General features: G+C 65.0%; 29 protein-coding genes. 13 read left to right on the top strand and 16 right to left on the bottom strand.

All coding sequences use genetic code 11. The features are described 5' to 3' along the window. Positions 1–166 precede the first annotated feature (166 nt). From E8M79_RS18030 to E8M79_RS18020, 3 genes are all read left to right on the top strand, one after another. On the top strand, positions 167–1,867 hold the full coding sequence (locus E8M79_RS18030) for a sensor domain-containing diguanylate cyclase (RefSeq protein ID WP_248305032.1): 1,701 nt from the start codon (positions 167–169) through the stop codon (positions 1,865–1,867). A gap of 91 nt (positions 1,868–1,958) precedes the next feature. Beyond that, a complete protein-coding gene (locus E8M79_RS18025) occupies positions 1,959–2,399 on the top strand; it encodes a hypothetical protein (RefSeq protein WP_137153217.1) in 441 nt (146 codons plus the stop codon). Positions 2,400–2,402: 3 nt separating this feature from the next. Further along, positions 2,403–2,609 carry a hypothetical protein gene (locus E8M79_RS18020; protein WP_137153216.1) on the top strand — a complete coding sequence of 69 codons (207 nt, stop codon included), beginning with the start codon at positions 2,403–2,405 and terminating at the stop codon, positions 2,607–2,609. Positions 2,610–2,612: 3 nt separating this feature from the next. Here the strand turns inward: E8M79_RS18020 and E8M79_RS18015 are convergent, their stop codons facing one another. Continuing rightward, positions 2,613–2,909, bottom strand: a complete 297-nt coding sequence (locus tag E8M79_RS18015) for a GNAT family N-acetyltransferase (RefSeq protein WP_248305031.1) — start codon at positions 2,907–2,909, stop codon at positions 2,613–2,615. Positions 2,910–3,000: 91 nt separating this feature from the next. Next, a complete protein-coding gene (locus tag E8M79_RS18010; RefSeq protein ID WP_171015925.1) occupies positions 3,001–3,702 on the bottom strand; it encodes a DedA family protein in 702 nt (233 codons plus the stop codon). Positions 3,703–3,817: 115 nt separating this feature from the next. On the opposite strand from E8M79_RS18010, the gene E8M79_RS18005 reads away from it, so the two are divergent. Next, on the top strand, positions 3,818–4,204 hold the full coding sequence (locus E8M79_RS18005; RefSeq protein ID WP_205747962.1) for a RidA family protein: 387 nt from the start codon (positions 3,818–3,820) through the stop codon (positions 4,202–4,204). A 39-nt stretch (positions 4,205–4,243) separates the two neighbouring features. Here the strand turns inward: E8M79_RS18005 and E8M79_RS18000 are convergent, their stop codons facing one another. The 3 genes from E8M79_RS18000 to E8M79_RS17990 form a co-directional block, all read right to left on the bottom strand. Then, a complete protein-coding gene (locus E8M79_RS18000; protein WP_137153214.1) occupies positions 4,244–5,095 on the bottom strand; it encodes a fumarylacetoacetate hydrolase family protein in 852 nt (283 codons plus the stop codon). Between the two features lie 98 nt (positions 5,096–5,193). Next, positions 5,194–5,628, bottom strand: coding sequence for an RbsD/FucU domain-containing protein (locus tag E8M79_RS17995; RefSeq protein ID WP_137153213.1), 435 nt, complete (start codon positions 5,626–5,628; stop codon positions 5,194–5,196). Between the two features lie 14 nt (positions 5,629–5,642). Beyond that, positions 5,643–6,392, bottom strand: coding sequence for a GntR family transcriptional regulator (locus E8M79_RS17990; protein WP_137153212.1), 750 nt, complete (start codon positions 6,390–6,392; stop codon positions 5,643–5,645). Between the two features lie 124 nt (positions 6,393–6,516). On the opposite strand from E8M79_RS17990, the gene E8M79_RS17985 reads away from it, so the two are divergent. Continuing rightward, positions 6,517–8,067: an altronate dehydratase family protein gene (locus tag E8M79_RS17985; RefSeq protein WP_137153211.1), complete on the top strand. Its 1,551-nt coding sequence runs from the start codon at positions 6,517–6,519 to the stop codon at positions 8,065–8,067. Further along, a complete protein-coding gene (locus E8M79_RS17980) occupies positions 8,064–8,687 on the top strand; it encodes a class I SAM-dependent methyltransferase (RefSeq protein ID WP_137153210.1) in 624 nt (207 codons plus the stop codon). Before E8M79_RS17985 ends, E8M79_RS17980 begins: the two co-directional genes overlap by 4 nt. Here E8M79_RS17980 and E8M79_RS17975 read toward each other — a convergent pair. Genes E8M79_RS17975 through E8M79_RS17965 form a run of 3 tightly spaced genes read right to left on the bottom strand, consistent with a single transcriptional unit; the run spans position 8,684 to position 10,598 of the window. Then, positions 8,684–9,322, bottom strand: a complete 639-nt coding sequence (locus E8M79_RS17975) for a methyltransferase (RefSeq protein WP_137153209.1) — start codon at positions 9,320–9,322, stop codon at positions 8,684–8,686. The genes E8M79_RS17980 and E8M79_RS17975 overlap by 4 nt on opposite strands. After that, the gene (locus E8M79_RS17970) at positions 9,319–9,678 is read right to left on the bottom strand and encodes a DUF1801 domain-containing protein (RefSeq protein WP_248305086.1); all 360 of its coding nucleotides are present in this window, start codon (positions 9,676–9,678) and stop codon (positions 9,319–9,321) included. Before E8M79_RS17970 ends, E8M79_RS17975 begins: the two co-directional genes overlap by 4 nt. 5 nt (positions 9,679–9,683) lie before the next feature. Next, positions 9,684–10,598, bottom strand: coding sequence for an SMP-30/gluconolactonase/LRE family protein (locus E8M79_RS17965; protein WP_137153207.1), 915 nt, complete (start codon positions 10,596–10,598; stop codon positions 9,684–9,686). A 142-nt stretch (positions 10,599–10,740) separates the two neighbouring features. On the opposite strand from E8M79_RS17965, the gene E8M79_RS18445 reads away from it, so the two are divergent. Then, positions 10,741–10,908, top strand: coding sequence for a hypothetical protein (locus E8M79_RS18445; RefSeq protein WP_171015924.1), 168 nt, complete (start codon positions 10,741–10,743; stop codon positions 10,906–10,908). Positions 10,909–11,002: 94 nt separating this feature from the next. Next, positions 11,003–12,184, top strand: coding sequence for an alpha-hydroxy acid oxidase (locus E8M79_RS17960; RefSeq protein WP_137153206.1), 1,182 nt, complete (start codon positions 11,003–11,005; stop codon positions 12,182–12,184). A gap of 3 nt (positions 12,185–12,187) precedes the next feature. Here the strand turns inward: E8M79_RS17960 and E8M79_RS17955 are convergent, their stop codons facing one another. Genes E8M79_RS17955 through E8M79_RS17945 form a run of 3 tightly spaced genes read right to left on the bottom strand, consistent with a single transcriptional unit; the run spans position 12,188 to position 13,898 of the window. Further along, positions 12,188–12,988 (bottom strand): anti-sigma factor, encoded by an 801-nt coding sequence (locus tag E8M79_RS17955; protein ID WP_137153205.1) that lies wholly within the window; start codon positions 12,986–12,988, stop codon positions 12,188–12,190. After that, entirely contained in the window at positions 12,985–13,491 is a 507-nt protein-coding gene (locus E8M79_RS17950; RefSeq protein WP_137153204.1) for a sigma-70 family RNA polymerase sigma factor, read from the bottom strand. The genes E8M79_RS17955 and E8M79_RS17950 overlap by 4 nt, the downstream gene beginning before the upstream one ends. A gap of 14 nt (positions 13,492–13,505) precedes the next feature. Beyond that, entirely contained in the window at positions 13,506–13,898 is a 393-nt protein-coding gene (locus E8M79_RS17945; RefSeq protein ID WP_137153203.1) for a hypothetical protein, read from the bottom strand. Positions 13,899–14,144: 246 nt separating this feature from the next. On the opposite strand from E8M79_RS17945, the gene E8M79_RS17940 reads away from it, so the two are divergent. Continuing rightward, positions 14,145–15,245, top strand: coding sequence for a TRAP transporter substrate-binding protein (locus E8M79_RS17940; protein WP_137153202.1), 1,101 nt, complete (start codon positions 14,145–14,147; stop codon positions 15,243–15,245). A 63-nt stretch (positions 15,246–15,308) separates the two neighbouring features. Here the strand turns inward: E8M79_RS17940 and E8M79_RS17935 are convergent, their stop codons facing one another. Together E8M79_RS17935 and E8M79_RS17930 are read right to left on the bottom strand one after the other, a co-directional pair. Beyond that, positions 15,309–16,700 (bottom strand): TRAP transporter large permease subunit, encoded by a 1,392-nt coding sequence (locus E8M79_RS17935; RefSeq protein WP_137153201.1) that lies wholly within the window; start codon positions 16,698–16,700, stop codon positions 15,309–15,311. Further along, positions 16,697–17,263 (bottom strand): TRAP transporter small permease subunit, encoded by a 567-nt coding sequence (locus tag E8M79_RS17930; protein ID WP_137153200.1) that lies wholly within the window; start codon positions 17,261–17,263, stop codon positions 16,697–16,699. Before E8M79_RS17930 ends, E8M79_RS17935 begins: the two co-directional genes overlap by 4 nt. A gap of 230 nt (positions 17,264–17,493) precedes the next feature. Between E8M79_RS17930 and E8M79_RS17925 the strand changes: the two genes are divergently transcribed. The 4 genes from E8M79_RS17925 (at position 17,494) to E8M79_RS17910 (ending at position 20,667) form a co-directional block, all read left to right on the top strand. Beyond that, positions 17,494–18,471 (top strand): PfkB family carbohydrate kinase, encoded by a 978-nt coding sequence (locus E8M79_RS17925; protein ID WP_137153199.1) that lies wholly within the window; start codon positions 17,494–17,496, stop codon positions 18,469–18,471. Between the two features lie 102 nt (positions 18,472–18,573). Further along, positions 18,574–19,290: a cytochrome c biogenesis CcdA family protein gene (locus E8M79_RS17920; protein ID WP_171015923.1), complete on the top strand. Its 717-nt coding sequence runs from the start codon at positions 18,574–18,576 to the stop codon at positions 19,288–19,290. An 18-nt stretch (positions 19,291–19,308) separates the two neighbouring features. Then, positions 19,309–19,725 carry a thioredoxin family protein gene (locus E8M79_RS17915; protein WP_137153197.1) on the top strand — a complete coding sequence of 139 codons (417 nt, stop codon included), beginning with the start codon at positions 19,309–19,311 and terminating at the stop codon, positions 19,723–19,725. Positions 19,726–19,791: 66 nt separating this feature from the next. After that, entirely contained in the window at positions 19,792–20,667 is an 876-nt protein-coding gene (locus E8M79_RS17910; RefSeq protein ID WP_137153196.1) for a cytochrome c, read from the top strand. On the opposite strand, the gene E8M79_RS17905 is transcribed toward E8M79_RS17910, so the two are convergent. The 3 genes from E8M79_RS17905 to E8M79_RS17895 are packed head-to-tail and all read right to left on the bottom strand — an operon-like array spanning position 20,668 to position 22,860. Continuing rightward, complete coding sequence (locus tag E8M79_RS17905; protein ID WP_137153195.1) at positions 20,668–20,967, bottom strand: type II toxin-antitoxin system RelE/ParE family toxin; 300 nt, start codon at positions 20,965–20,967, stop codon at positions 20,668–20,670. Beyond that, positions 20,957–21,223 (bottom strand): type II toxin-antitoxin system ParD family antitoxin, encoded by a 267-nt coding sequence (locus tag E8M79_RS17900; protein WP_137153194.1) that lies wholly within the window; start codon positions 21,221–21,223, stop codon positions 20,957–20,959. Before E8M79_RS17900 ends, E8M79_RS17905 begins: the two co-directional genes overlap by 11 nt. A gap of 50 nt (positions 21,224–21,273) precedes the next feature. Beyond that, positions 21,274–22,860: an L-aspartate oxidase gene (locus E8M79_RS17895; protein ID WP_137153193.1), complete on the bottom strand. Its 1,587-nt coding sequence runs from the start codon at positions 22,858–22,860 to the stop codon at positions 21,274–21,276. Positions 22,861–22,894: the final 34 nt, after the last annotated feature.

The raw sequence follows: 22,894 nt of genomic DNA, 5'->3' as shown, positions 1-22,894 counted from the left end.
CCGATTTTATTGAGGCTTGTGAGTTTGTTAACGGCTTTTACAGAGGTGGTGTCAGACATTAGGGGCACCGACCGGCTGTGGTTGCCGCCCCCAAATTCGCCGATGCGAGGCCCCTATTTTCGATCTCGGACGCAAGATCACCAGCAGTCTGCGCCTGCGCGTTCTCGTGTTCGTGCTGCTGGGCTTTGCCGTGGTTGCGGTGCCTGCCTATGCCGCGTTCAGCTGGATTGTGTCGAGCACGGTGATCCAGCTGGGCACGCTGTTTGCCGAAAAACAGGTGCTCTACGATCGCTATCGTGGGCTTGAGACGCTGATGCGCGAGGTCTCGCTGGCCGAGACCCTGGCTGGCTCGCAGGCGGTGCGCGACTGGGCCCTGCATGAAGATGATCCGCTCTACAAGCAGCGCGGGCTGGCCGAGCTGGAGCATTATCGGCGCTCGTTTGCCGATCGCAGCTATTTCTTCGTCATCGGCGCCTCGGGCAATTACTATTTCAACGACGCCGCCAATGCCTTTGCCGGGAATCAGCTGCGCTATCGCGTCGAGGCCAACAATCCCCGCGACGCCTGGTATTTTGCCACCTCGGCGCTGGGCAATGGCTGCCATCTCAATGTCGACAATGACGCCCATCTCCAGCTCACCAAGGTGTGGATGAACTGCGTCATCCGCGAGGGCGATCGGGTGCTGGGCGTGCTGGGCACGGGCATTGATCTGAGCGCCTTCATCCAGGAGGTGGTCAATGTGCCCCAGCTGGGCGTTTCCACCATGTTCGTGGATCGGCGCGGCGCCATCCAGGCCCATCGCGACGAAAGCCTGGTGGATCTGCGCAGCCTGTCAGACACCGAGGACCAGAAGCGATCGGTCTTTGCCCTGCTCGATGCGCCCGGTGACCAGCTGGCGCTGCGCGGCCTGCTCGACGAGGTGGCCAATGGGCACAATCTGGTCAAGTCCGAATTCATGAGCATCGGCGGCAAGCGCATGCTGGTGGGCGTGGGCTATCTGGACAAGCTGGGTTGGTTCAATGTGACGCTGATGGATGTCGACAGCATCATCGACCGGCGGCTGTTCGCCCCCATCGGCCTGCTGCTGGCGGCCATGATGGCGCTGGTGGCCGTGGTCATGGTGCTGGTGTTCAAGCGGCAGTTGCTCGATCGGTTGACGCGGCTCGAAGAGGTGGTGCGGGCCGCCCGGGCCGGCGACTATTGGCCGGCGCTGTCGATGGGCGACACGCGCCAGGACGAGATCGGGCGGCTTTCGGCCGCTTTCACCGAAATGGCAGTGACGGTGTCCGAACACACCCAGAGCCTTGAGCGGCGGGTGCGCGAGCGCACCCAGGAGCTTGAAGAGCTGGCGTTCCGCGATGGGCAGACCGGGCTGGCCAATCGGCGCGGCTTCATGGCGGCCTTTGGGGCGGGCAGCCAGGATCCGGAGCGGGCGCTGCTGCTGATCGACATCGACCATTTCAAGCGCGTCAACGACAGTTTTGGCCATGCCGCCGGCGATGTGGTGGTGCGCGAAGTGGCCCAGCGCATCACCGATGCCATCGGACCGAGCAATATCTGCGCCCGCTGGGGGGGCGATGAGTTCATCGTGCTGCTGGGGTCCTCGACGCCGCAGCTGCTGCGCATGGCCACACAGGCCATTGCCGGCAATATCGTGGAGCGGGCCATCGATCTGGGCGATGGCCAGAGCGTTGACATCACCTGCAGCCTGGGCGCCTGCCGGGTCGAGCCGGGCGACTCCATCGAGATGGCCATAGAAATGGCCGATACGGCGCTCTACATGGCCAAGGATGGCGGGCGCAATCGCACGGTGATCTTTGATTCCGAGAGCCATGGCCTGGTGCCATCGCAGGGTGCGCTGGGCTGACAATTGCCCTGCACGGACAGGGGTGTATAGTCCCCGGGCGCAGGCGCAGGGCCTGTCGCGTCCGGGTCTTGCGCCCCGGTCGGGAGGTGAAATGACCAGGCTTTTGATCGCTTCGATACTGATGGTCTGCCTGGCCGGCTGTTCCAGCATCGTGCCCGGGCCGCAGAGCGTGCAGGTGTCCGGCGCGCAGGAGGCTTTCCCGGACGACTACAAGGCGCGGGCGCTGCGGGTGCTGGGCGCTGAGGCCGGGCCCGGCATGAGCATTTCCGCGCCGCAGCTCACGCTGGGCGAAAGTGCCTTTGGCCCCAAGCGCTGGTATGTCTGCGTGCGCGGCGTTGCCACGACTACCAAGCCATCCACCAAGCTCAAGCCGGTGCTCGACATGGTGGGCGACCTCGGCCGCAATGCCGCGCAGAGTGGCGTCTATGAGGTCATCGTGCTGCTGCGCGGCAATGGCAGCGCCAGTCGCATCAATGGCTTTGACAGCCCGCTGTGCGCCACGGGGCGCTATGAGGCACTGGCGGTGGGGTGAGCCGTGCAGTTCAAGGTCACCTATGCGCGCTATTGGCCTGAGCGGCGGCGGCTCGAATTCACCGCCACCGGTGAGCGCGATGGCTGTGTGTTCACCGTGGTCAGCGATGTGGTGTGCCTGAAAGACCCGCGCACGCCCGAGAATATCCATCTGGTGGCGTTGGCCCGGCTCACCGAGATTTTTCGGCGCAAGAGCGCTTCGGGGCGGTAGGCGTCAGGCCTTGAGGTCGGCCCATTCGGGGTGGCGGCGGAACTGGGTCACCACATAGGAGCACACCGGGTGGATCTTGAAATGGTCGTGGCGCGCATCCTGGATGGCGCGGTTGACCAGGCGCGCGGCAATGCCGCGGCCCTCGAAATCGGGCGGCACGCCGGTGTGGGTGATGGTCATCAGGCCATCGGCGCCGCGGGTGAAGGTCATTTCGGCTTCGGCATGGGGCGACAGGCGGATGACATAGCGTCCGCCGGCCGGACCGTCCTCGCGCTCTACGGTCATTTCATTATCGTTCATCGGTTCTGCCTCGCCGCGTTGCAACCGGCGCACCAAACCGCGCCAAAGGGGGGCGCGTCAACCGCCATTGTCGCGGCCGCCGCGCGCCAGTTCAGTGTCCGGTGTCGGTTTCGGACCAGCGCGCCTGCATGGCGCGGCCCAGGCCACCCAGCCAGGGCGCGAAGAACAGCAGGATGCGGCGATAGGAGTGGATGAGGATAAACAGCGTCGCCAGGATCAACGTGCCCACCACGATCACCAGTTCAAGCGACAGGCCAATCGACTTCAGCCAGGCCGTCAGCAGCATGCCGGGCAGGATATGGGCGGCGGCCCAGACAAAGGCCGAGGTGACATTGATCAGGGTGAAGAAGCCGTAGTTCATGCCCATGATTCCGGCGACGCCGGGAATCACGGCCTTGACGCCCGGAATGAAGCGGCCAATGAACACGGCCTTGCCGCCATGCTTGGCAAAGAAGGCCTCACCGCGCGCGATCAGATCGCGGTGATTGCGGAAGGGCCAGATTTCCTTGATCGAATCCTTGAGGAAATGGCCGATGGTGTAGGAGATGGCGTCGCCGATGATCGCGCCGATCACGGCCGCCAGATAGACCTCCCAGAAGGGCAGGCGCCCCTCGGCGATGATGCCGCCGGCCAGCAGCAGCACGGGCGTCGAGGGCACGAACAGGCCCAGGATGAAGACGGCTTCGCCGATCGCCACCGCGAAAATGAACCAGAAGGTGAGCCAGAAATTGCCTGAAATGGTGTTCAGGAAGCTCTCGAGATAGGCGGAGACGGCGTGGAAGATGTCGAACATGCGGCATCCGAACTGTTGGCCCAAGGGGCGGTGGGCAAAGCCCATCGACCGTTGACTTATGGCCGTCCGGACCGTCACGCTCAAGCATTATCATCGAGGAATTCCCATGGGCAGCCTGCTCCACCACATGATTGCATCCGGACCCCGCCCGGTTGCGCCGTTTTCCCACGCCGTCGAGGCCGATGGCTGGGTGTTTGTCACCGGGCAGATGCCCACCAATCCCGCCGCGCCCGATGCGCCGCTGCCCGAGGGCGTGGAAGCGCAGACCCGGCAGGTGATGGACAATCTCAAAATCGTGCTGGGCGGCATTGGCCTGGGCCTCGAGCATGTCACCATGGCGCGGATTTACCTGACGCAGTTCGAGCGCGACTATGCGGCGCTCAATGCGCTGTGGCCGAGCTTTTTCGAGCCCGGCAAGCTGCCGGCGCGCACCACGGTGGGCGTCACGGCCCTGGCTGTCGGGGCGCTGGTCGAAATTGATCTGGTGGCGAGGCGGCCATAAGATTTCGGCCTCTCCCGCTCGCGGGAGAGGCCGTTGCAATCAGGCGCTGTAGGCCTTCACATTCTGGGCCTGCTCGCCGAGGCCTTCGATGCCCAGGCGCATGACGTTGCCGGGCTTGAGCCAGACCGGGTCGGGCTTGATGCCCATGCCGACGCCTGGCGGGGTACCGGTCGAGATGATGTCGCCCGGCTGCAGGCTCATGAACTGGCTGACATAGGCGACGACATTGGCCACGCCGAAGATCATCGTTTTGGTCGAGCCGTTCTGGTAGCGCTTGCCGTCGACCTCGAGCCACATCTTGAGGTTCTGCGGGTCGGCGACTTCGTCGCGGGTGACGAGCCACGGACCGATGGGGCCAAAGGTGTCGCAGCCCTTGCCCTTGTCCCAGGTGCCGCCGCGCTCGGTCTGGAAATGGCGTTCGGAGACGTCGTTGATCACGCAATAGCCGGCGACATGGTCCATGGCATTGGCCTCGTCGACATAGCGGGCTTCCTTGCCGATGACGACGCCGAGTTCAACTTCCCAATCGGGCTTGATGGCGTTCTTGGGGATGATCACATCGTCATTGGGGCCGATGATGGCGCTGGTGGCCTTCATGAAGATGATGGGTTCTTCGGGGATCTTGGCGCCAGTTTCGGCGGCATGGTCGGCGTAGTTGAGCCCGATGCAGATGAATTTGCCGACATTGGCGACGCAGGCGCCGATGCGCTGGTTGGCGTCGAGCTTGGGCAGGGTGCTGACATCGACAGCTGCGATCCGGGCGAGGCCCTCGGGCGTCAGTGCGTCGCCGCCGATGTCGCCGACGATGCCAGTGAGGTCGCGGATGGAGCCGTCCTGCGCCAGAATGGCAGGCTTTTCAGCGCCCTTGGCGCCGATGCGGAGCAGTTTCATGATTGGGTGTCCTTGTGCCGTCGGCCCGTGCTTAGAGCTAACATGTCAGTGTGTCGAGGCCAACCTTGGTACGGGTTACGGCTGGCCTCGCGCTGGTCTCAGGCGTCGGGGCGGATAATGCCCTTCTTGAGCAGGATATTGCCATAGAGGCGCCGCTCGCCGGTCTGGACGATGGCATAGGCCTTTTTGACGCGGTCGTAGAAGGCAAAGCGTTCCAGCGAAGAGACGCCCATCTTGGGCTCGTGCTTGCGCACGATAGTGTCGAAGGCATCGACCACGGGCTCGCGCTTGCCGGCGTCGCCCACGGTCTGCATGGTCAGCACCGGCTCATCGACAAAATCATCGAGCGGCATCAGCGTCAGCACGGCATCGAGCACATCGGTGGCGCTGATGCCATCGAGACGCACCAGCACCGGCCCGGCCGAATCGGCGGGGTAGTTGGCGTCCACAATGGCGATCTCGTCGCCATGGCCCATGGCCCGCAGAATGCCGAGCAGGTCGGGTCCCAGGATGGGCGGAATATTCTTGAGCATGCGAGATGGCCTCCTCAGCCAAACGGAAAACTGTCGCTGTCACTGCCCAGCGTGTCGCCATCGGCAAACAGGCTGGGGTGCTCGCGGGCGAAGGCGAACAGCTCCACCATCACCGCGTCGATATGGGCGCGCATGGCGCGGGTTGCCTGGGCCTGGTCGCCGGCCAGAATGCCGTCCAGCACCGCCTGGTGCTCGGCAATGGTCAGCGCCAGGCGGCGCGGGGTGATGATCAGCCGGCGCGCACGGTCCAGATTGGCGCGGGCGCTGTCGATGATGCCCTTGATCTTGGAGAACTGCATGGCGCGGAAGATGATGTCGTGGAATTCGATATCGATGGCGTGAAAGCCCTCGGCATCGTCCTGCTCGGCGGCCAGGCGCTGTTCGGCGATATTGGCCTTGAGCGCGGCGGTCAGCTCGCTGTCATGGCTACCGATGAACACGCGCAGCGCCTCGCTCTCAAGCCCTTTGCGGATCAGCATATATTCGCGCACGTCGGCAATGCGCACCAGCGAGACGGTGGAGCCGCGCTGCGGCGCGATATCGACCAGGCCCTCGATCTGCAGCCGCGCCAGCGCCTCGCTCACCGGAAAGCGCGAGACGCCCAGTTGCTGGCAGACCAGGGATTTGTCGATGACGCTGCCCGGCGGCAGGTCGAGCCGCACGATGGCCTGGCGAATCGCATTGGTCACGTCAGCGGTCACGCTGCCGCGCGTCAGCGCGGTCTGCGGGGTCAGAAAAGAGTAGGGACTTGCTGGCGATGTCATGCTAACATGTTAGTTAGTGCCGTGATGCTTTACAACGATCATCGCTGTGGGTTGCCCTGCAATCTGTCGGTTTGTGGCCGTTTGGTAAAGCGCGGTTGAGATCCTAGCACTGGAAGCCCTTTTCATGTCCGACACGATGACCCGTCCGCAGCCCCGCACGCTGGTGCTCAATGGCGCAGACAATATTGCAGTGGCCCTTGTCAATCTGGAGGTGGGCAGTGCCACACCGCAGGGCCCGGCCATCGTGCGCCGCGTGCCCAAGGGCCACAAGTTTGCCATCCGTGCCATCGCGGCCGGTGAGCCGATCCTCAAATTCGGGCAGATCATCGGCTTTGCCAAGGAAGCCATCGTGCCCGGCGACTGGGTGCATGAGCACAATTGCGGCATGGGCGGCCCCGATGGCTCGCTGACGCATGATTATGCCTTTGCCGAAGGCGCCCTTCCGCCCGAGATGATCCCGGTCGAAGAGCGGGCGACCTTCGAGGGCTATCGCCGCGCCAATGGCTCGGTGGGTACGCGCAATTATGTGGGGATCCTGACCTCGGTGAACTGCTCGGCCACGGTGGCCAAGTTCATCGCCGAGGGCATCAACCGCTCCGGCATTCTGGATGACTATCCGGAAATCGACGGCGTCGTGCCCTTCGTGCATGGCACCGGCTGCGGCATGGAAAGCCGCGGCGAGGGCTTCAACATCCTGCAGCGCACGCAGTGGGGCTATACGTCCAACCCCAATCTGGGCGCGGCGATGCTGGTGGGTCTGGGCTGCGAAGTGTTCCAGATCGGCCGGATGAAGGAGACCTATGGTATTGTCGAGAGCGACACTTTCCAGACCATGACCATTCAGGAGCGCGGCGGCACGCGCAAGATCGTCGAATGGGGCATCGAGCAGATGAAGGAAATGCTGCCCATCGCCGCCCGCGCCCGCCGCGAGACGGTTGATGCCTCCGAACTCGTGCTGGCGCTGCAGTGTGGTGGGTCCGATGGCTATTCGGGCATTACCGCCAATCCGGCGCTGGGCCATGCCGCCGATATCCTGGTGCGCAATGGCGGCACCGCCATTCTCAGCGAAACCTCGGAGATCTATGGCGCCGAGCATCTGCTGACCCGCCGCGCCGTGACGCGCGAAGTGGGCGAAAAGCTGATCAGCCGCATCCATTGGTGGGAAGATTACACCAAGCGCAACCATGGCGAGATGAACAACAATCCCTCGCCGGGCAACAAGCTGGGCGGGCTGACCACGATCCTCGAAAAGTCCCTCGGCGCAGCGGCCAAGGGCGGCACCACGCCGCTGACGGCGGTCTATGAATATGCCGAAAAGATCACGGAAAAGGGCTTTGTGTTCATGGATACGCCCGGCTTTGATCCGGTCTCGGCCACTGGCCAGGTGGCTGGCGGCGCCAATGTGCTGGCCTTCACCACCGGGCGCGGCTCGGCCTATGGCTGCAAGCCGGTGCCCTCGATCAAGCTGGCGACCAATTCGGACATGTATGCACGCATGACCGAAGACATGGACATCAACTGCGGCGACATCATCGATGGCGTCTCGATCGAGGACAAGGGCCGCGAGATTTTCGACCTCATCCTCAAAACCGCCTCGGGCGAACCCACCAAGTCCGAAGCCCTGGGCTATGGCGACAATGAGTTCGTGCCCTGGCAGGTCGGAGCGACGATGTGAGCGACGCACGGGAGCAGCATTGGCAGGGGGTGTATTCCAGCAAGGCTGAGGACGCGGTCAGCTGGTTTGAACACAGTCCAGACACTTCGCTGGCCCTGCTGGACGCGGCGGGGCTGGAAACCGCCCATGCCGTGGTCGATATCGGCGGTGGGGCATCGCGGCTGGTCGATGCGCTGCAGGGCCGGCACCAGGCCTGGGTCAGCGTGCTGGACCTGTCGGCGGCGGCGTTGGAAACGGCGCGTCGCCGGATCGCGCCCGATGCGCCGGTGGACTGGGTGGTCAGCGACGTGACCCGGTGGAAACCGCTGCGGCGCTATGACTTTTGGCATGATCGCGCCGCGTTTCACTTCCTGACGCAGGTCGAGGAACAGGCCGCCTATGTCGATGTCCTGCTTCAGGCCCTGCGGCCCGGTGGCGTGGCCGTCATCGGCACGTTCGCACCCGACGGGCCGGAAAAGTGCAGCGGGCTGCCGGTGGCCCGGCATGACAGCGTCAGCCTGTCGCGCAGCCTGGGAGCTGACTTCGCGCTGATCGATGCGCGTATGCACGATCATCAAACGCCCTGGGGTAGCGTGCAGCACTTCCAGTTCAGCAGTTTCCGTCGCCTGGCGGGCCGTTAGTCCAGCCGATAGACCGAACCCATGCGGTCGGCGGTGTCCCGGGCATCGCCGACGTCGCTGACCTTGTAGCTGGCGATCAGCTCGAGATCATCGCGCGGCAGATCGCGCCGGTCGGGGTCGCCGATCAGCACGGCGATGCCAGCCTCGTGGCCGCGCCGCAGAAACGGCAGCATCAGCGCGGCGACATCGGGATTGTAGAACACATCGCCGGCCGCAATCAGGTCGATGTCTTGGGGCGCCGGGCCGTCCAGATCAATGTCTCGTAGCAGGATGGCCACGCCATTGGCTGCCGCGTTGAGCGCAATGGCGGCGCGCCCGTTGGCGTCGATTTCGGCGGCCTCAACCGTTGCGCCTGCCTTTGCAGCCGCAATGCCCACAAGGCCCGAGCCGGCGCCCAGATCAAGGACGCGCTTGCCCGCGACCACCTCCGGATGGGCGGCGAAATGCTGCGCCAGGGCCAGCCCGCCGGCCCATTGATAGGCCCAATAGGGCGCCGGCGGATCGTCGTCATCGTCACTGAAGAGGCGCGAAAGGCGGCTGCCGGCATGGGCCGTATAGAGGCGGATGGCCGGCAGGCTTGGCACGGGTTCGAGCCGCAGGTTCTGCGTGATGAACTCTGTGGGATCGATCGTCATCGGGCCCGCTTGCGGGCGGCGTTCTCTTCGAGACGCGCCTGGACGATGCGGTGGACCAGCTCAGATGGCAGGGGTTTGTCGGGGGCAAAGCGGATCGTGCCCTTGGAGGTGTCCAGCCCGGTGAGGTCGGCGGCGAACGCTTCCATCACCGCCGGGCTCTGCACATAGAAGGAGCATTTGCTGCGCGTGGCGCCGAACGACACCAGGGCGCCATTGTGCCGAAAGGCGGGGATGCCATAGCCGATATATTCCTCGGCCTCCGGCGCGGCGGCGATAATCTCGGCCCGCAGAGCCAGCAGCGCGTCGCGCTGCTCGCCAGTGAGGGCGGCCAGAAAGTCCAGCGTGCTCTGCGGCACAGGGCTCAAGGCCGCTGCAACCCCGTCGCCCCCACATAGGTGGCCATCACATATTGGCTGCAGGTGATGAAGAGGCGATTTCGGCGCGGCCCGCCGAACACCACATTGGAGGTCTTGGCGCCGGTCTTGACGCGGCCCAGCAGCGTGCCGGCGGGGTCATAGACATTCACGCCCAGCCCGGCGCTGGTCCAGACATTGCCCTCGGTATCGAGCCGGAAGCCATCGGGCAGGCCGGAGTCGATATCGGCGAACACTTTTGGGTTGGTCAGCCTGGCGCCATCGACGCTGAACTGGCGGATATGGGCCGGGTAGTCGGGATCGTGGCTCTGGCCTGTGTCGGACACATAAAGGATCGACTCGTCCGGCGAAAAGGCCAGGCCATTGGGCTTGGCGAAATCATCGGCCACCACGGTCAGCGAATTGTCCGTGGGATCGAAGCGATAGACGTAGCAGCCGGCCTGTTCCTGGTCGGACTTGTAGCCTTCGTAGTCGCTGATGATGCCGTAGGGCGGGTCGGTGAACCAGATGGTGCCATCGGATTTCACCACCACATCATTGGGGGAGTTGAGGCGCTTGCCCTCGTAGCGGTCGACCAGCGTAGTGATGGTGCCATCGGCCTCGGTCCGCAGCACGGCGCGGGCGCCATGCGAGCAGGAGATCAGCCTTCCCTGGCGGTCGCGGGTATTGCCATTGACGTAGTTGGAGGGCGTGCGGAACGTCGTCACCCCGAGGTCGGGCACCCATTTGAGCATGCGGTTGTTGGGGATGTCGCTCCACACCAGATAATTGCCATCGGCAAACCACACCGGCCCCTCTGCCCAGCGGCAGCCGTCATAGAGCACTTCGAGCGGCGCGATGCCGATGGTCAGGTCATAGAATTTCTTGTCGATGAACTCGAGCGCGTCGCCGCCGATGGCCATGGCCTGTCTCCCCCCGTTTTTGCCTGCATATGACGAGATGGGCGGCGTGGTGGCAAGAGGGCGGGTTCCCTCGGGAACAGCCAGGCCGATCGGGCCGGCCTATGTCAGGTGCAGTTGCTGATCTTAGTCGGAGCGCATCGCCATGAAGACGGTTTTCCAGATCCTTGTCCGCCCACGCTACAGCTATCTCGATGGTGCGGTGCTGATGTTCCTGTTTCCGGCATTTTACTACATCGGCTGGTGGACGGCGCTGATCGTGCTGTTCGCCTTTACCGTCTCGACGCTGGCCAGCAAGTCGCCCCCCGCCTGACGCGCTGGCGCGCGCGGATGATGGCGCATCCATCTGCCAATTGACGACTAACATGTTAGTTGTTAGGGCAGGGGCAAAGCGCAGGAGTCCGCACATGCCCCGTCTCGACAAGATCCTCACCGTGGCCGAGATGAAGGAGAAGGCGCGGCGTTCGGTGCCCAAGATGTTCTTCGAATATGCCGACAGCGGCAGCTATACCGAAGGCACCTATCGGGCCAATGAGAGCGACTTCAACAAGATCAGCCTGCGCCAGAAGGTGGCGGTGAACCTGGAGGGCCGCAACCTCAAGACGTCCATGCTGGGCAAGACCATCACCATGCCGGTGGCCATTGCCCCGGCGGCGACCGGCGGCATGCAGATCGCCGATGGCGAGATCAAGGCGGCCAAGGCGGCCGAAGAATTCGGCATTCCCTTCACGCTCTCGACCATGTCGGTGTGCTCGATCGAGGACATTGCCGAAAACACCAGTGCGCCGTTCTGGTTCCAGCTCTATGTGATGCGCGATCGCGGCTTCATCGAGCGGCTGATCGACCGGGCCAAGGCGGCCAAATGCTCGGCGCTGGTGCTGACCATGGATCTGCAGATCCTGGGCCAGCGCCACAAGGACATTCACAATGGCCTCTCCACCCCGCCCAAGTTCACGCCCTATTCGATCTACCAGATGATGCAGCACCCCCTCTGGTGCGCGCGCATGCTGGGCACCAAGCGGCATACCTTCCGCAATATCGTGGGCCATGTGGATGGCAATCACGATCTGGCCTCGCTCTCGGCCTGGACCTCAAGCCAGTTCGACCCCACGCTCAACTGGGCCGATGTGGCCTGGGTCAAGAAGCGCTTTGGCGGGCCGGTGATCGTCAAGGGCGTGCTCGACCGCGAGGATGCCATTGCCGCTGTCGAGAACGGCGCCGATGCGGTGATCGTCTCCAATCACGGCGGCCGTCAGCTCGATGGCGCGCCTTCGACCATCCGCGTGCTGCCCGAGATCATCGATGCCATCGGCAAGCGCACGGAGGTCTATCTCGATAGCGGCATTCGCTCGGGCCAGGATGTGATCAAGGCGCTGGCCTATGGCGCCAAGGGCACCTTCATCGGCCGTCCCATGCTCTATGGGCTGGGGGCCGGTGGCCAGGCGGGCGTGGCGCGGGTGCTCGAGATCATCCGCAAGGAGCTCGACACCACCATGGCGCTGTGTGGCGAGCGCGATATCCTCAATGTCGGGCTGCACAATATCTATTCCAACGACATTCCGCCGCGTCGGGCGCCGCTGGCCGGCTGAGGCCTAGCCGCGATAGGGCGGGGCGGCGGTGACGTCGCCCTCGCTGAGCTGGGTATAGACAGCGCGGGACACCGCCTGCATGCGCTCGGGGGCCAGCGTGCCCACCACCGTGCAGGTGATGCGCGCATTGGCCCAGTAGAAGGCCTCGGCGCCCTGGTAATTGGCCAATTGATAGGCGGGCCGGGCGTCGGGCAGCGCGGCGGTGACATAGACGGTGATGCGCTGCTTGTCGGCATCCTCATACATCAGCTGGGCAGCGCGGCCGCCCTTGTCGGGTTCGCCGGGCAAGAGGCGCCCGCCCACCAGGGCAAAGCCCTCGCCGGCAAGGTCGGGCATGCCCAGATGCGTATCGAGCCGGTTGGACAGCCAGGTCGAGAGATGCTCGCTGTCGGCGCTGCCCACTTCGACGGCGTGGCGGCTCTCGGCGACATAGACGGTGTGGGCATTGACGGCGTCGGCAATCAGGGTGGCGCTGGCCGGCGGGTCAAACAGCGGGCGGGCGGCAAAGCCAATGCCCAGGCCCAGGCTGAGCAGCATGACGGCGGCGGCGGCCCAGCCCCATTGACGACGCTGCTGGCGGCGCAGGTCGGCAGCGATGCGGGTGGGGCGCAAGCGGGTCGGCACGGGCTCGGCGCCGGCAGGGGCAAACAGGGTCCGGATGGCGTCGGACTGGCGCTGCAGCAGGGCCACCTCGGCCGCTGCTTCGGGATTGGCGGCCAGATGGGCCTCCACCAGCAGGCGCTGGTCGGCCTCGAGCTGGCCGTCGGCATAAGCCATGAGCATGTCGCGGGTGATCTCGGTCATTTCACCGTCCTCAGATGCGGCTCGGCCGGCGTGCCGGTGGCCAGGCGCAGGGCGGCGCGGGCGCGGCCCAGCCGGCTCATCAGCGTGCCTTGCGGAATCTTCAGGATGGCGGCGGCCTCCGCATAGGGCAGGCCTTCGAGGGCAACAAGCAGCAAGGCTTCCTTTTGCTCCAGTGGCAGGGCGTCGATGGCGCGGGCCATTTCGGCCAGGGCCAGATGGCCCGGTTGCGGCGCCGGGGTCGCGGGTTCGGCAATGCTGTCCAGATCCACCGTGCTGGCCTGATGGCGCGCGGCACGCAGGCCGTTGCGGTGCAGGTTAAGGAGGATCGTGAACAGCCAGGCGCGGACCGGTCCGCTCGGGCGGAACAGCCCGCGCCGGGAGATGGCGCGTTCCAGACAGTCCTGGACCAGATCATCGGCCAGGTCGAGATTGCGCGTCAGCGCCCGGGCATAGCGCCGCAGGGCCGGTACACAGGCTTCGACCTGGTCGAGAAAACTGTCCAAGGCAGGGTCCGGGTTTATTCTACGGCAAGATGCCAGACGCCGCCGACGCCGTCACCGGTGATGTCGCCGGCCTTCATGTCGTCCTTCCAGAAATAGAGCGGCATGGCCTTGTAGGCCCACATCTTGGTGCCGTCGGTGCGGTCGACCAGGGTGAAGTCGCCCTCGGGCTTGGCAGCGGCATCGGCCAGCAGCGGCGGCCAGTTGACGGCGCACTTGTCATAGCAATTGCTGACGCCGGCAGTGTCCTTGTCGAAAATATAGAGCGTCATGTCATTGGCGCCGGTCAGCACCATCTTGCCGCCGATGTCGGCAGATTTGACGGCGCCGCCGACATAGTCAGCAGCAAAGGCAGGCATGGCGAACAGGGCGAGCGCGGCAGCGCCGGCCAGAATGGAACGCAGCATCATGGGATAATCCCTCCTTGGTTCGGGCTCGGTTTGTGGCCCGTACATGCATCAACACCGCAGCGGCCGGTTTAATCCGTCATCGGCAAAAGAATCTTGGCCCTGCTCGATTGGTCAGCGGCAATATGGTGCTGGACAGCGCCGCTGGGGGTTGGTCTTCTAGCAGGCACTGGATCGGGCCGTTTTGGGAGAGGTGGCACCGACACAGCGTTCGCGCCGCGACGCGCGGATGAAACAAGGGAGAAGAGAATGAAAAGACGCGAGTTCTTCAAATCCGCATCCGTGGCGACCATCGGGGCGGCAGCGGCTGCAACGCTGGCGACGCCGGCGATCGCGCAGGGCAATATCACCTGGCGCATGGTCACCACCTGGCCCAAGAATTTCCCCGGCCTCGGCGTGGGCGCGCAGAAGCTGGCCGATCGTATCACCAAGGCCTCGGGCGGCCGGCTCACCGTGCAGGTCTTTGCGGCTGGCGAAATGGTGCCGGGCCTGCAGGCGCTCGACGCCGTCATCGACGGCTCGGCCGAAATGAGCCATGGCGCGGCCTATTACTGGCAGAACAAGAGCCAGGGGCTGAGCTTTTTCACCGGCGTGCCCTATGGCATGACCAGCCGCGAACTGGCGGCCTGGGTGCGCTATCTGGGCGGGCAGGAACAGTGGGACAAGATCTACGACCAGTTCGGCCTCAAGGGCTATCTGTCCGGCGACACCGGCACCCAGGCCGGCGGCTGGTTCAAGAACGAGCTGACGGGCGTGGCGGACCTGCAGGGCCTGCGTTTCCGCACGCCGGGCCTGGGCGGCCAGGTGTGGGGCAAGCTGGGCGCCTCGGTGACCAATATGGCCGCAGGCGAAATCTTTGCCGCGCTGCAGTCGGGCACGCTCGACGCGGCCGAATTCGTCGGTCCCTACAATGATCTGGCGCTGGGCTTCTACCAGGTGGCCAAGAACTACTACTTCCCCAGCTTCGTGGAGCCGGGCCTGGCCACCGAACTGGTGGTCAGCAAATCCAAGCTGGCCGAACTGCCCGAGGATCTGCAGGAGCTCGTCGCGGTCTGCGCCCAGGCGTCCTATGACGATGTGGCATCCGACATGTATGCCAATGACCCGCGCGCGCTGCGCGCCCTGGTCAGCGAGCATGGCGTGCAGGTGCGCCGCTTCCCCGATGAAATCCTGGAAGCCGGCGCCAAGGCGGCCATGGAAGTGATCGCCGAGATCCGCGAGGGCGGCGATGCGCTGACCAAGGAAACGGCCGAGAGCTTCATCTCTGCCTTCAACCTGCTGCGTGAACGCACCGAGGGCACGGATGCGCCCTTCCTGGTCGCCCGCGAAAAGTACATCAAGTACACCTGACCGGCCCTGCCGGCAGAGAAAAGCCCGGGCTCGCGCCCGGGCTTTTTGCTGTGCCCCTGCGGCCTATTTGTAGAGCAGGCCGGGCAGCCAGGTGATCAGCTGCGGCACCAGGAAGAGGATGGCCAGCGCCACAACCTGCAGGACCACAAAGGGGATCACGCCGCGATAGATCATGGTCGTGGTGACGCTCGAAGGCGCCACGCCGCGCAGATAGAACAGCGAAAAGCCAAAGGGCGGCGTCAGGAAGCTGGTCTGCAGGTTCACGCCCACCATCACGCCCAGCCAGATCGGATCGACGCCCAGCGTCAGCAGCACCGGCGCGGTGATCGGGATCACGATGAAGATGATCTCGAAGGTGTCCAGGATAAAGCCGAGCATGAACATGATGGCCATCACGATGATGGTGGCGCCGATGGCGCCGCCCGGCATGCTGGACAGGAAGGCATGCACCAGATTGTCGCCGCCCATCATGCGGAACACCACCGAGAACACCGCGGCGCCGAACAGGATGATGAACACCATCGAGGTGATGGTGGCGGTCGACACCACGGCCTGGCGCAGGATCGACAGGGTGAACTTGCGGTTGGCCATGGCCAGCAGCATGGCACCCACCGAGCCGACCGAGGCGGCCTCGGTCGGGGTCGCGATGCCTTTCAGGATCGAGCCGAGCACGGCCACGATCAGCAGCAACGGCGGCACCAGGGCCACCATAACCTCGCGGCCGAGGTCCTTCTTCTCGGCCTCGGGCACGGGCGTTGCCGGGGCGGACTTGGGATCGGTGACGGCCTTGAAGATCACCCAGAGCAGATAGAGTATCACCAGCAGGATGCCCGGCAGCAGGGCCCCGGCGAACAGGGCGCCGACGGAGACGGGTTCAGGCGCGAAATTGCCCTTTTCCATCTGCACCTGGGCATTGATGCCCGAGAGCATGTCGCCCATGAAGATCAGCACCGTCGAGGGTGGGATGATCTGGCCCAGCGTGCCTGAGGCGCAGATAACGCCGGTGGCGAGCTTGGGATCATAGCCGGCGCGCAGCATGGCGGGCAGGGAGATCAGGCCCATGGTCACCACAGTGGCGCCGACGACGCCGGTCGAGGCGGCCAGCATGGCGCCCACGATGACCACCGAAATGCCCAGGCCCCCGCGCAGATTGCCGAAGAGCTTGCCCATGGTCAGCAGCAGGCGCTCGGCAATGCCGGAGCGCTCCAGCATCACCCCCATGAACACAAAGAGCGGCACGGCCACCAGGGTTTCGCTGCTCATCAGCCCGACATAGCGGCCAATCAGCGAGCCATAATTGGACGGGTCATAGACGCCCAGCAACCAGCCGACGAGGCCAAAGATCAGGGCGGTGCCGGCGAGGGAAAAGGCCACCGGAAAGCCGATCAGCAAGACGCCGATCACGCCCAGGAACATCAGGCAGGCGAGGATTTCGCCAATCAGGATCTGGCTCACAGGGCGACCTCCGCGTCATGATCCCGGGTGTAGCGCAGGCCGGGCGGCAAGAGGTTCTCCTGGCCGGCCAGCACCAGAATGGCGCGGGCTGCCATGGCAATGCCCTGTAGGCCGACCAGCACTGCAAAAACGATGATGAAGCTCTTGAGCACGAACAGGCCCGGCATGCCGCCGACATTGCTGGAGGCTTCGTAATAGCTCCAGGAGCGGGCGATGGCGGGCCAGCCATAGTGGAACACTACATACATAAAGGGCAGCAGGAACACGACGACGCCGAACAGATCTGCCATGGCCTTGCGGCGAACCGAGGCAGGCCGATAGAAAATGTCGACCCGCACATGATCGTCGCGCATCAGGGCAAAGCCGGCGACGCCGGTGAACATGGCGCCGCTGACCCAGATATAGAGGTCCTGCATCCACAGCGTGCTGGTGCTGAAGATATAGCGCTGCACCACCACCGCGAAACAGACCAGCACGCAGACCAGCGCGAGCCAGGACAGAGTTTCGCCGATCCATTTGTTCAACGCGCTGATGGCGCGGACGAGCGTGGCCAATGCCTGCACGTGTTCCTCCCCTGATGTCGTTGCCCTTCTGGCGGGTTAAATCCCGCGCTGGTGGCTTTCGACAAGGATTGCACAGCAACCGGGCGTGCGGTCAACACAAAGGGTGATGCTTACCCCGTTCAGTATCCACTTTGCCGCCGCCAGGCCCGGCAACGCACTGGTGACAGGCTGGGCAAAAATGATATGTCGCTGACAAATGCGCAGGGCGCGCCGGCTTGAGGAGAAAGTGCATGTTCGTGGTGGGTGGCGAAAGCCTGATCGATCTCAAGGCCGAGGTGGTTCTCCCCGGCGGCGACGTGATCGGGCGCGATGGCGAAAACCAGATCGTCATGACGGCCCATCAGGGCGGCTCGCCCTATAATTGCGCCATTGCCCTGGCCAAGCTGGGCAATCCGACCGGCTTTTTGTGCCCCATCTCCGCCGACGCCTTTGGCGATTATCTGCTGGGGCCGCTCCATGCGGCCGGCGTGACGCCGCTGCTGCCCGAGCGCGTCAAGGACTACACCACGCTGGCGGTGATCAATTTCGACGCCAATCACAATGCGCGCTATGGTTTCTACCGCGCGGCCGATGGCGCCATCGATGCTGCCAAGGCGATTGCTGCGCTGCCCGACACGCTTGAGGTCTACCAGATCGGCGGCTTCTGCCCGATCAAGCCGGACGAGGCCGAGGCCTGGCTCAAGGTGGTGGCGGCGGCCGTAGCCAAGGGCGCGACCATTTCCATCGACCCCAATGTGCGGCCGAGCCTGGTCGACGATTTTGCCGGCTACAAGGCGCGGCTGTCGCGCTTCCTGGATCTGGCCCATGTGGTGAAGGTCTCCGAGGAAGATCTCGAGGCGCTCGACAGCGCCAAGAGCATTGACCAGCACGCCGCCGAACTGCTGGCGCGGCCCAATTGCCAGCTGGTCATCGTGACGCTGGGCGACAAGGGCTCGCGCGCCTTTACCGCCGCCGGTACGGCGACAGCCGCCATCTATGCGCCGCCAGTGTTCGGCGACACGGTGGGCGCCGGCGACAGCCTGATGGCCGGCACGCTATCCTGGCTCAATGAGCGCGATCTGCTGAAGCCGGGCGCCCTGGCGGGCCTGGACGACGCGCAACTGGCCGAAATGCTGCGCTTTGGCGCGGTGGTGGCCGGCATCAACTGCGGCCGCAAGGGTTGCAAGCCGCCGACCCGGGCCGAAGTGGACGCCGTTCTGGGCGCCTGAAGGCGGCTGGTCACGATGAGGTGATCCGGCCCCTGTAACGCGGCCGGGTCCAAAACCGAATGCTCTTCGTATCATCTGGACGAGGTGCGCGAGGGGCATGCCGTGATCGAACTGATTTTCGCCTATGCGGCGGGCCTGCTGACGCTGCTCAATCCCTGCGTCCTGCCGCTGTTGCCCTTGGTCGTTGCCAGTTCGGTGGCCCGCAATCGGCTGGGGCCGCTGGCCATGGCGGGAGGGCTCGCCGTCAGTTTCACCCTCGCCGGCATTTCCATTTACGCCATCACCCGCGCCACGGGCCTGTCGCAGGAGACGCTGGCCGTGGCCGCCGGCTGGCTGATGGTCGGCTTTGGCGTCATCCAGCTGGTGCCGCAGGCGCAGTTGGGCTTTGCCCGCCTCGCCGGCGCCACCGCCGCGGGCAGCACGCAGATGATGGGGCAGGTCGAGGGGCGCGGCCTCTTGGGCGAGTTCCTCGCCGGGGCGCTGCTGGGCCTGGCCTGGTCACCCTGTATCGGGCCGACGCTGGGTGGCGCCATTGGCCTGGCCGCTCAGGGCGACAATCTCGGACTGGCCCTCGCCATCATGGTGCTGTTCTCCGCCGGTGCCGCCACGGTCATGCTGGCGCTGTCCTATGGCGCGCGCTCGCTGATCGCCAGCCGCCGCTCGGCGCTTGCGGCGATCATGCCCCATGCCAAGACCATTCTGGGCGTCGGCCTGATCGTGGTTGGCCTGGCCATTGTCTTTCATCTCGACAGGGTTGTGGAGGGCTGGGCCCTTGCCACGCTGCCGAGCTGGTTCACCGAACTTTCCGTCAGCCTCTAGACATCCATGGAGCTCAACATGACCCATCTCGATCGCCGTGCCGTCCTGGCCCTCATGGCCGGTCTCGTCGCCAGCTCGGCCCTTACGGCGCCCGCATCAGCCCTCGATATCGCCGATTACTCCGAGGAAAATCTCGCCAAGCTGCAAGCCTGGGGCAAGCCGTTTCTTCTCGATTTCTATGCCAGCTGGTGCGTCACCTGCGCCGCCCAGCAGCGGGTGCTCGATGACCTGACCAAGGCTGAGGCCAAATATGCGGCCATTCCGATCGTGCGGGTGGATTGGGACAAGTATGGCAATGGCGAACTGGCCAAGAGCCTCGCCATCCCGCGGCGGTCGACGCTGGTGCTGATGCGCGGCACGACCGAGCTGGGGCGTCTGGTGGCCGAAACGCGCCAAGACCAGATCGCCGCGCTGCTCGATCTGGCGGGGTCGTGATCCCAGCCTGATTGCGTCGGCACGCGCCGTCTGTTTGTATCGCCTCTGGGACAAGAGGGCGAGATCATGCAGCGTTGGAAATGGGCTCTGGCCGTGGTGGCCGTACTCGGGATCGGCACGGCGGCCTATATGCTCAAGCCGGTGACGGGGCCGGCGCGCGACCTGACGCTGGTGGGCGATGTCGAGCGCGGCAATTATCTGATCCGGCTGGCGGGCTGTGTGGCCTGCCACACCAATACAAAGGCCGGCACCGGGTTCCTGGCCGGCGGCTTCGGGCTCAGTACGCCCTTTGGCAGCTTCGTTCCGCCCAATATTACCTCCGACCCCGACGCGGGGATCGGCAAGTGGACCCTAGCGCAGTTCAGCGATGCCATGAGCAATGGCATGGGGCCGCAGGGCAATCTCTACCCGGCGTTTCCCTATGAAAACTATACGCTGATGAGCGACCAGGAGATTGCCGATCTCTATGCCGCGCTGATGGCGACCGTGCCGGTCAGCACGCCGGCGGCCGAAAGCCAGATTCCGTTCCCGTTCAATATTCGCCTCGCCATGTCAGGCTGGAAGAACCTGTTCTTCTCGCCAGGCCGCTTCGTGCCCAATCCGGCGCAGTCGGACGAATACAACCGCGGCAAATATCTGGTCATGGGACCGGCCCATTGCGTGGCCTGCCATTCGCCGCGCAATATTGTGGGGGCGATCGATCGCAGTGCCCTGCTCACCGGCTCGCCGGGCGGCACGGGCGGCAAGGCGCCGTCGCTGACGCGGGATGCGCTGGTCGAAGCCGGCTATGACGTGGCCAGCCTGGCGCAGACGCTGGAAGATGGCTTCACGCCGGGCTTTGACGTGCTGGGCGAGGCCATGGGCGAAGTGATCACCGATGGTACATCGCATTGGACAGCAGAAGATCGTACCGCGGTGGCGACGTATCTGCTGGCAGAGTGATCACTCGGCTAGCAGATCCGGGCCGATGTCCCGGGCAGCGTGCAGGATGCGGATGATTTCGAGGATGCTGGCGCTGTGTCGGTAGAACACGATATGGCCGGCGACGGGGTAGCTTCGGAGCTCTGCTCCCAGTTCCGGCCGGGTGCGGCCCGCCTGGGGATGCTCGGCCAGCATGGAGAAGGCCGCGTAAATATCGCCCAGCACGCGCGTCGCGCCCTTTTGGCTGTTGGGGACGATGTGATCCCAGATCTCGAAGAGATCCTGCTTGGCGAGCGCGGAACGCTCAATCCTAAGCGGCATCTTCAACGGCCTTGCGGGCACGCGCTTCGGCCAGGAATTCCTCAAGGCTCTCCATTGGCTCGGGTTCGCCGCTGTCGAGGCCTTCCTGGATGGCCTTCTTCAGCTCGGCCAGTTTCCAGGCGCGCAGGGCTTCGCGTTCTTCCATCAGGCGCAGGCCGTCGCGCAGCACTTCGCTGACGCTGGCATAGCGGCCCGAGGCCACCAGCTCCTTGGCAAAGGCTTCGTAGTGGTCCCCGATGGAATAGCTCGATGGCATGGGTCGGCTCCCTAGATATCACTTTATGATAGGATCGGAGGGTGATCCCATCAAGCCCCGGCGCGGATGGCCAGCGCCTCGTCGAGCCCCATGGTGGTGTGGTGCTCCCAGGTCTCGTCGGTCTGGGGGAAGTCGGTGCGGAAGTGCCCGCCGCGGCTTTCGGTGCGCTTGAGCGCCGCCGCCGCCACCAGCGTGGCCGATGTGGTCATGTTGAGATAGGCGCTGGTCACATGCTCGGCCGTGGCTTCGAGACGGGCGATGGCGCGCAGGGCCGCCCGCAGGCCGGTGGCGTCGCGCTCAACGCCGACGAGGTCGGTCATGACGTGGCGCAGCTCCTGCACCGCCGGCAGGTCGCGCAGCACCTGTTCGGCCTTGGCGCCTTCGGCCTCGTCCCATTCGATGCCCTTGAAGGGCAAGAGGCTGCGCACCGGCTCAAGCCCGCCGATATCCTCGGCAATGCGCGCGCCATAGACGGTGGCTTCGAGCAGCGAGTTGGAGGCGAGGCGATTGGCGCCATGCAGGCCCGTGCAGCTCGCCTCGCCGCAGACCCAAAGGCCGGGCAGGGACGAGCGGCCGCGTTCATCCACCTTGACGCCGCCCATGTGGAAATGCGCCGCCGGTGTCACCGGGATCATGCCGGCGACAGGGTCGATGCCGGCATCCAGACAATATTGAGCGACGGTGGGAAAGCGCGTCAGGATATCGGCGCCGAGCACTTTGCGCGTGTCGAGAAACACCTTCCGACCCGCCTGGATCTGGCGGAAATTGGCGCGGGCGACGATGTCGCGCGGCGCCAGTTCGGCGTCCGGATGAATGGCGGGCATGAAGCGCTCGCCGAGGTCATTGACCAGGATGGCGCCTTCGCCGCGCAGGGCCTCGGTGGCCAGTGGCGCAGGATCGGCGCCGGTGGCGATGGCCGTGGGGTGAAACTGCACGAATTCGGCGTCGGCGATCAGCGCGCCGGCCCGGGCCGCCATGCCCATGGCGTGGCCGCGCACGCCGGGGGGATTGGTGGTGACGGCATAGAGCCCGCCCAGCCCGCCGGCGGCCAGCACGGTGGCACGGGCGCGGATGAATACTGGTTCGGAATAGCGGTCGCCGAGGCGCCGGCCAAAGACGCCGACGATGCGGCCATTGTCCCGCGCCAGGCTCAGCGCTGTAATGCCTTCCACCACGCGGATGGAGGGCGTGCGGCGCACTTGTGCGATAATGGCCTGCATGATGGCCCAGCCGGCCCGGTCCCCCTCGACCTTGACGATGCGATTGGCCGAATGGGCGGCCTCCTTGCCCAGCGCGTAATTGCCGAAGTCGTCGCGGTCAAAGGGCGTGCCCCAGCGGGCGAGGTCCTCGATGCGGGCGGCGGCCTCTGCGGTGACGCTTTCGGCAATGCCGTGGTCGACGATGCCGGCCCCGGCCATTTCGGTGTCCAGCGCATGGGCGTGACTACTGTCGCCCTTGCCCACGGCTGCGGCGACGCCGCCCTGGGCCCAGGCCGAGGAGGCGCCCATGCCCAGCGGCTTGGGCGACAGCACCGTCACCGGGCGCGGTGCCAGCTTGAGGGCGGTGAACAGACCCGCCAGACCGGCCCCGACGATCAGCGCACCGTCGGCATTCAGGCTATTGTCGAAAATGCTCATGGTCGGGTCCCGGTGGTTCTCAATCTAGGTAATT

Origin of the sequence: Devosia sp. FKR38 (assembly GCF_005222805.1) — a bacterium.
Lineage (GTDB): Bacteria > Pseudomonadota > Alphaproteobacteria > Rhizobiales > Devosiaceae > Devosia.
Note: the sequence above shows the minus strand (reverse complement) of the source record. Positions and strands in the feature narration are given on the sequence as shown.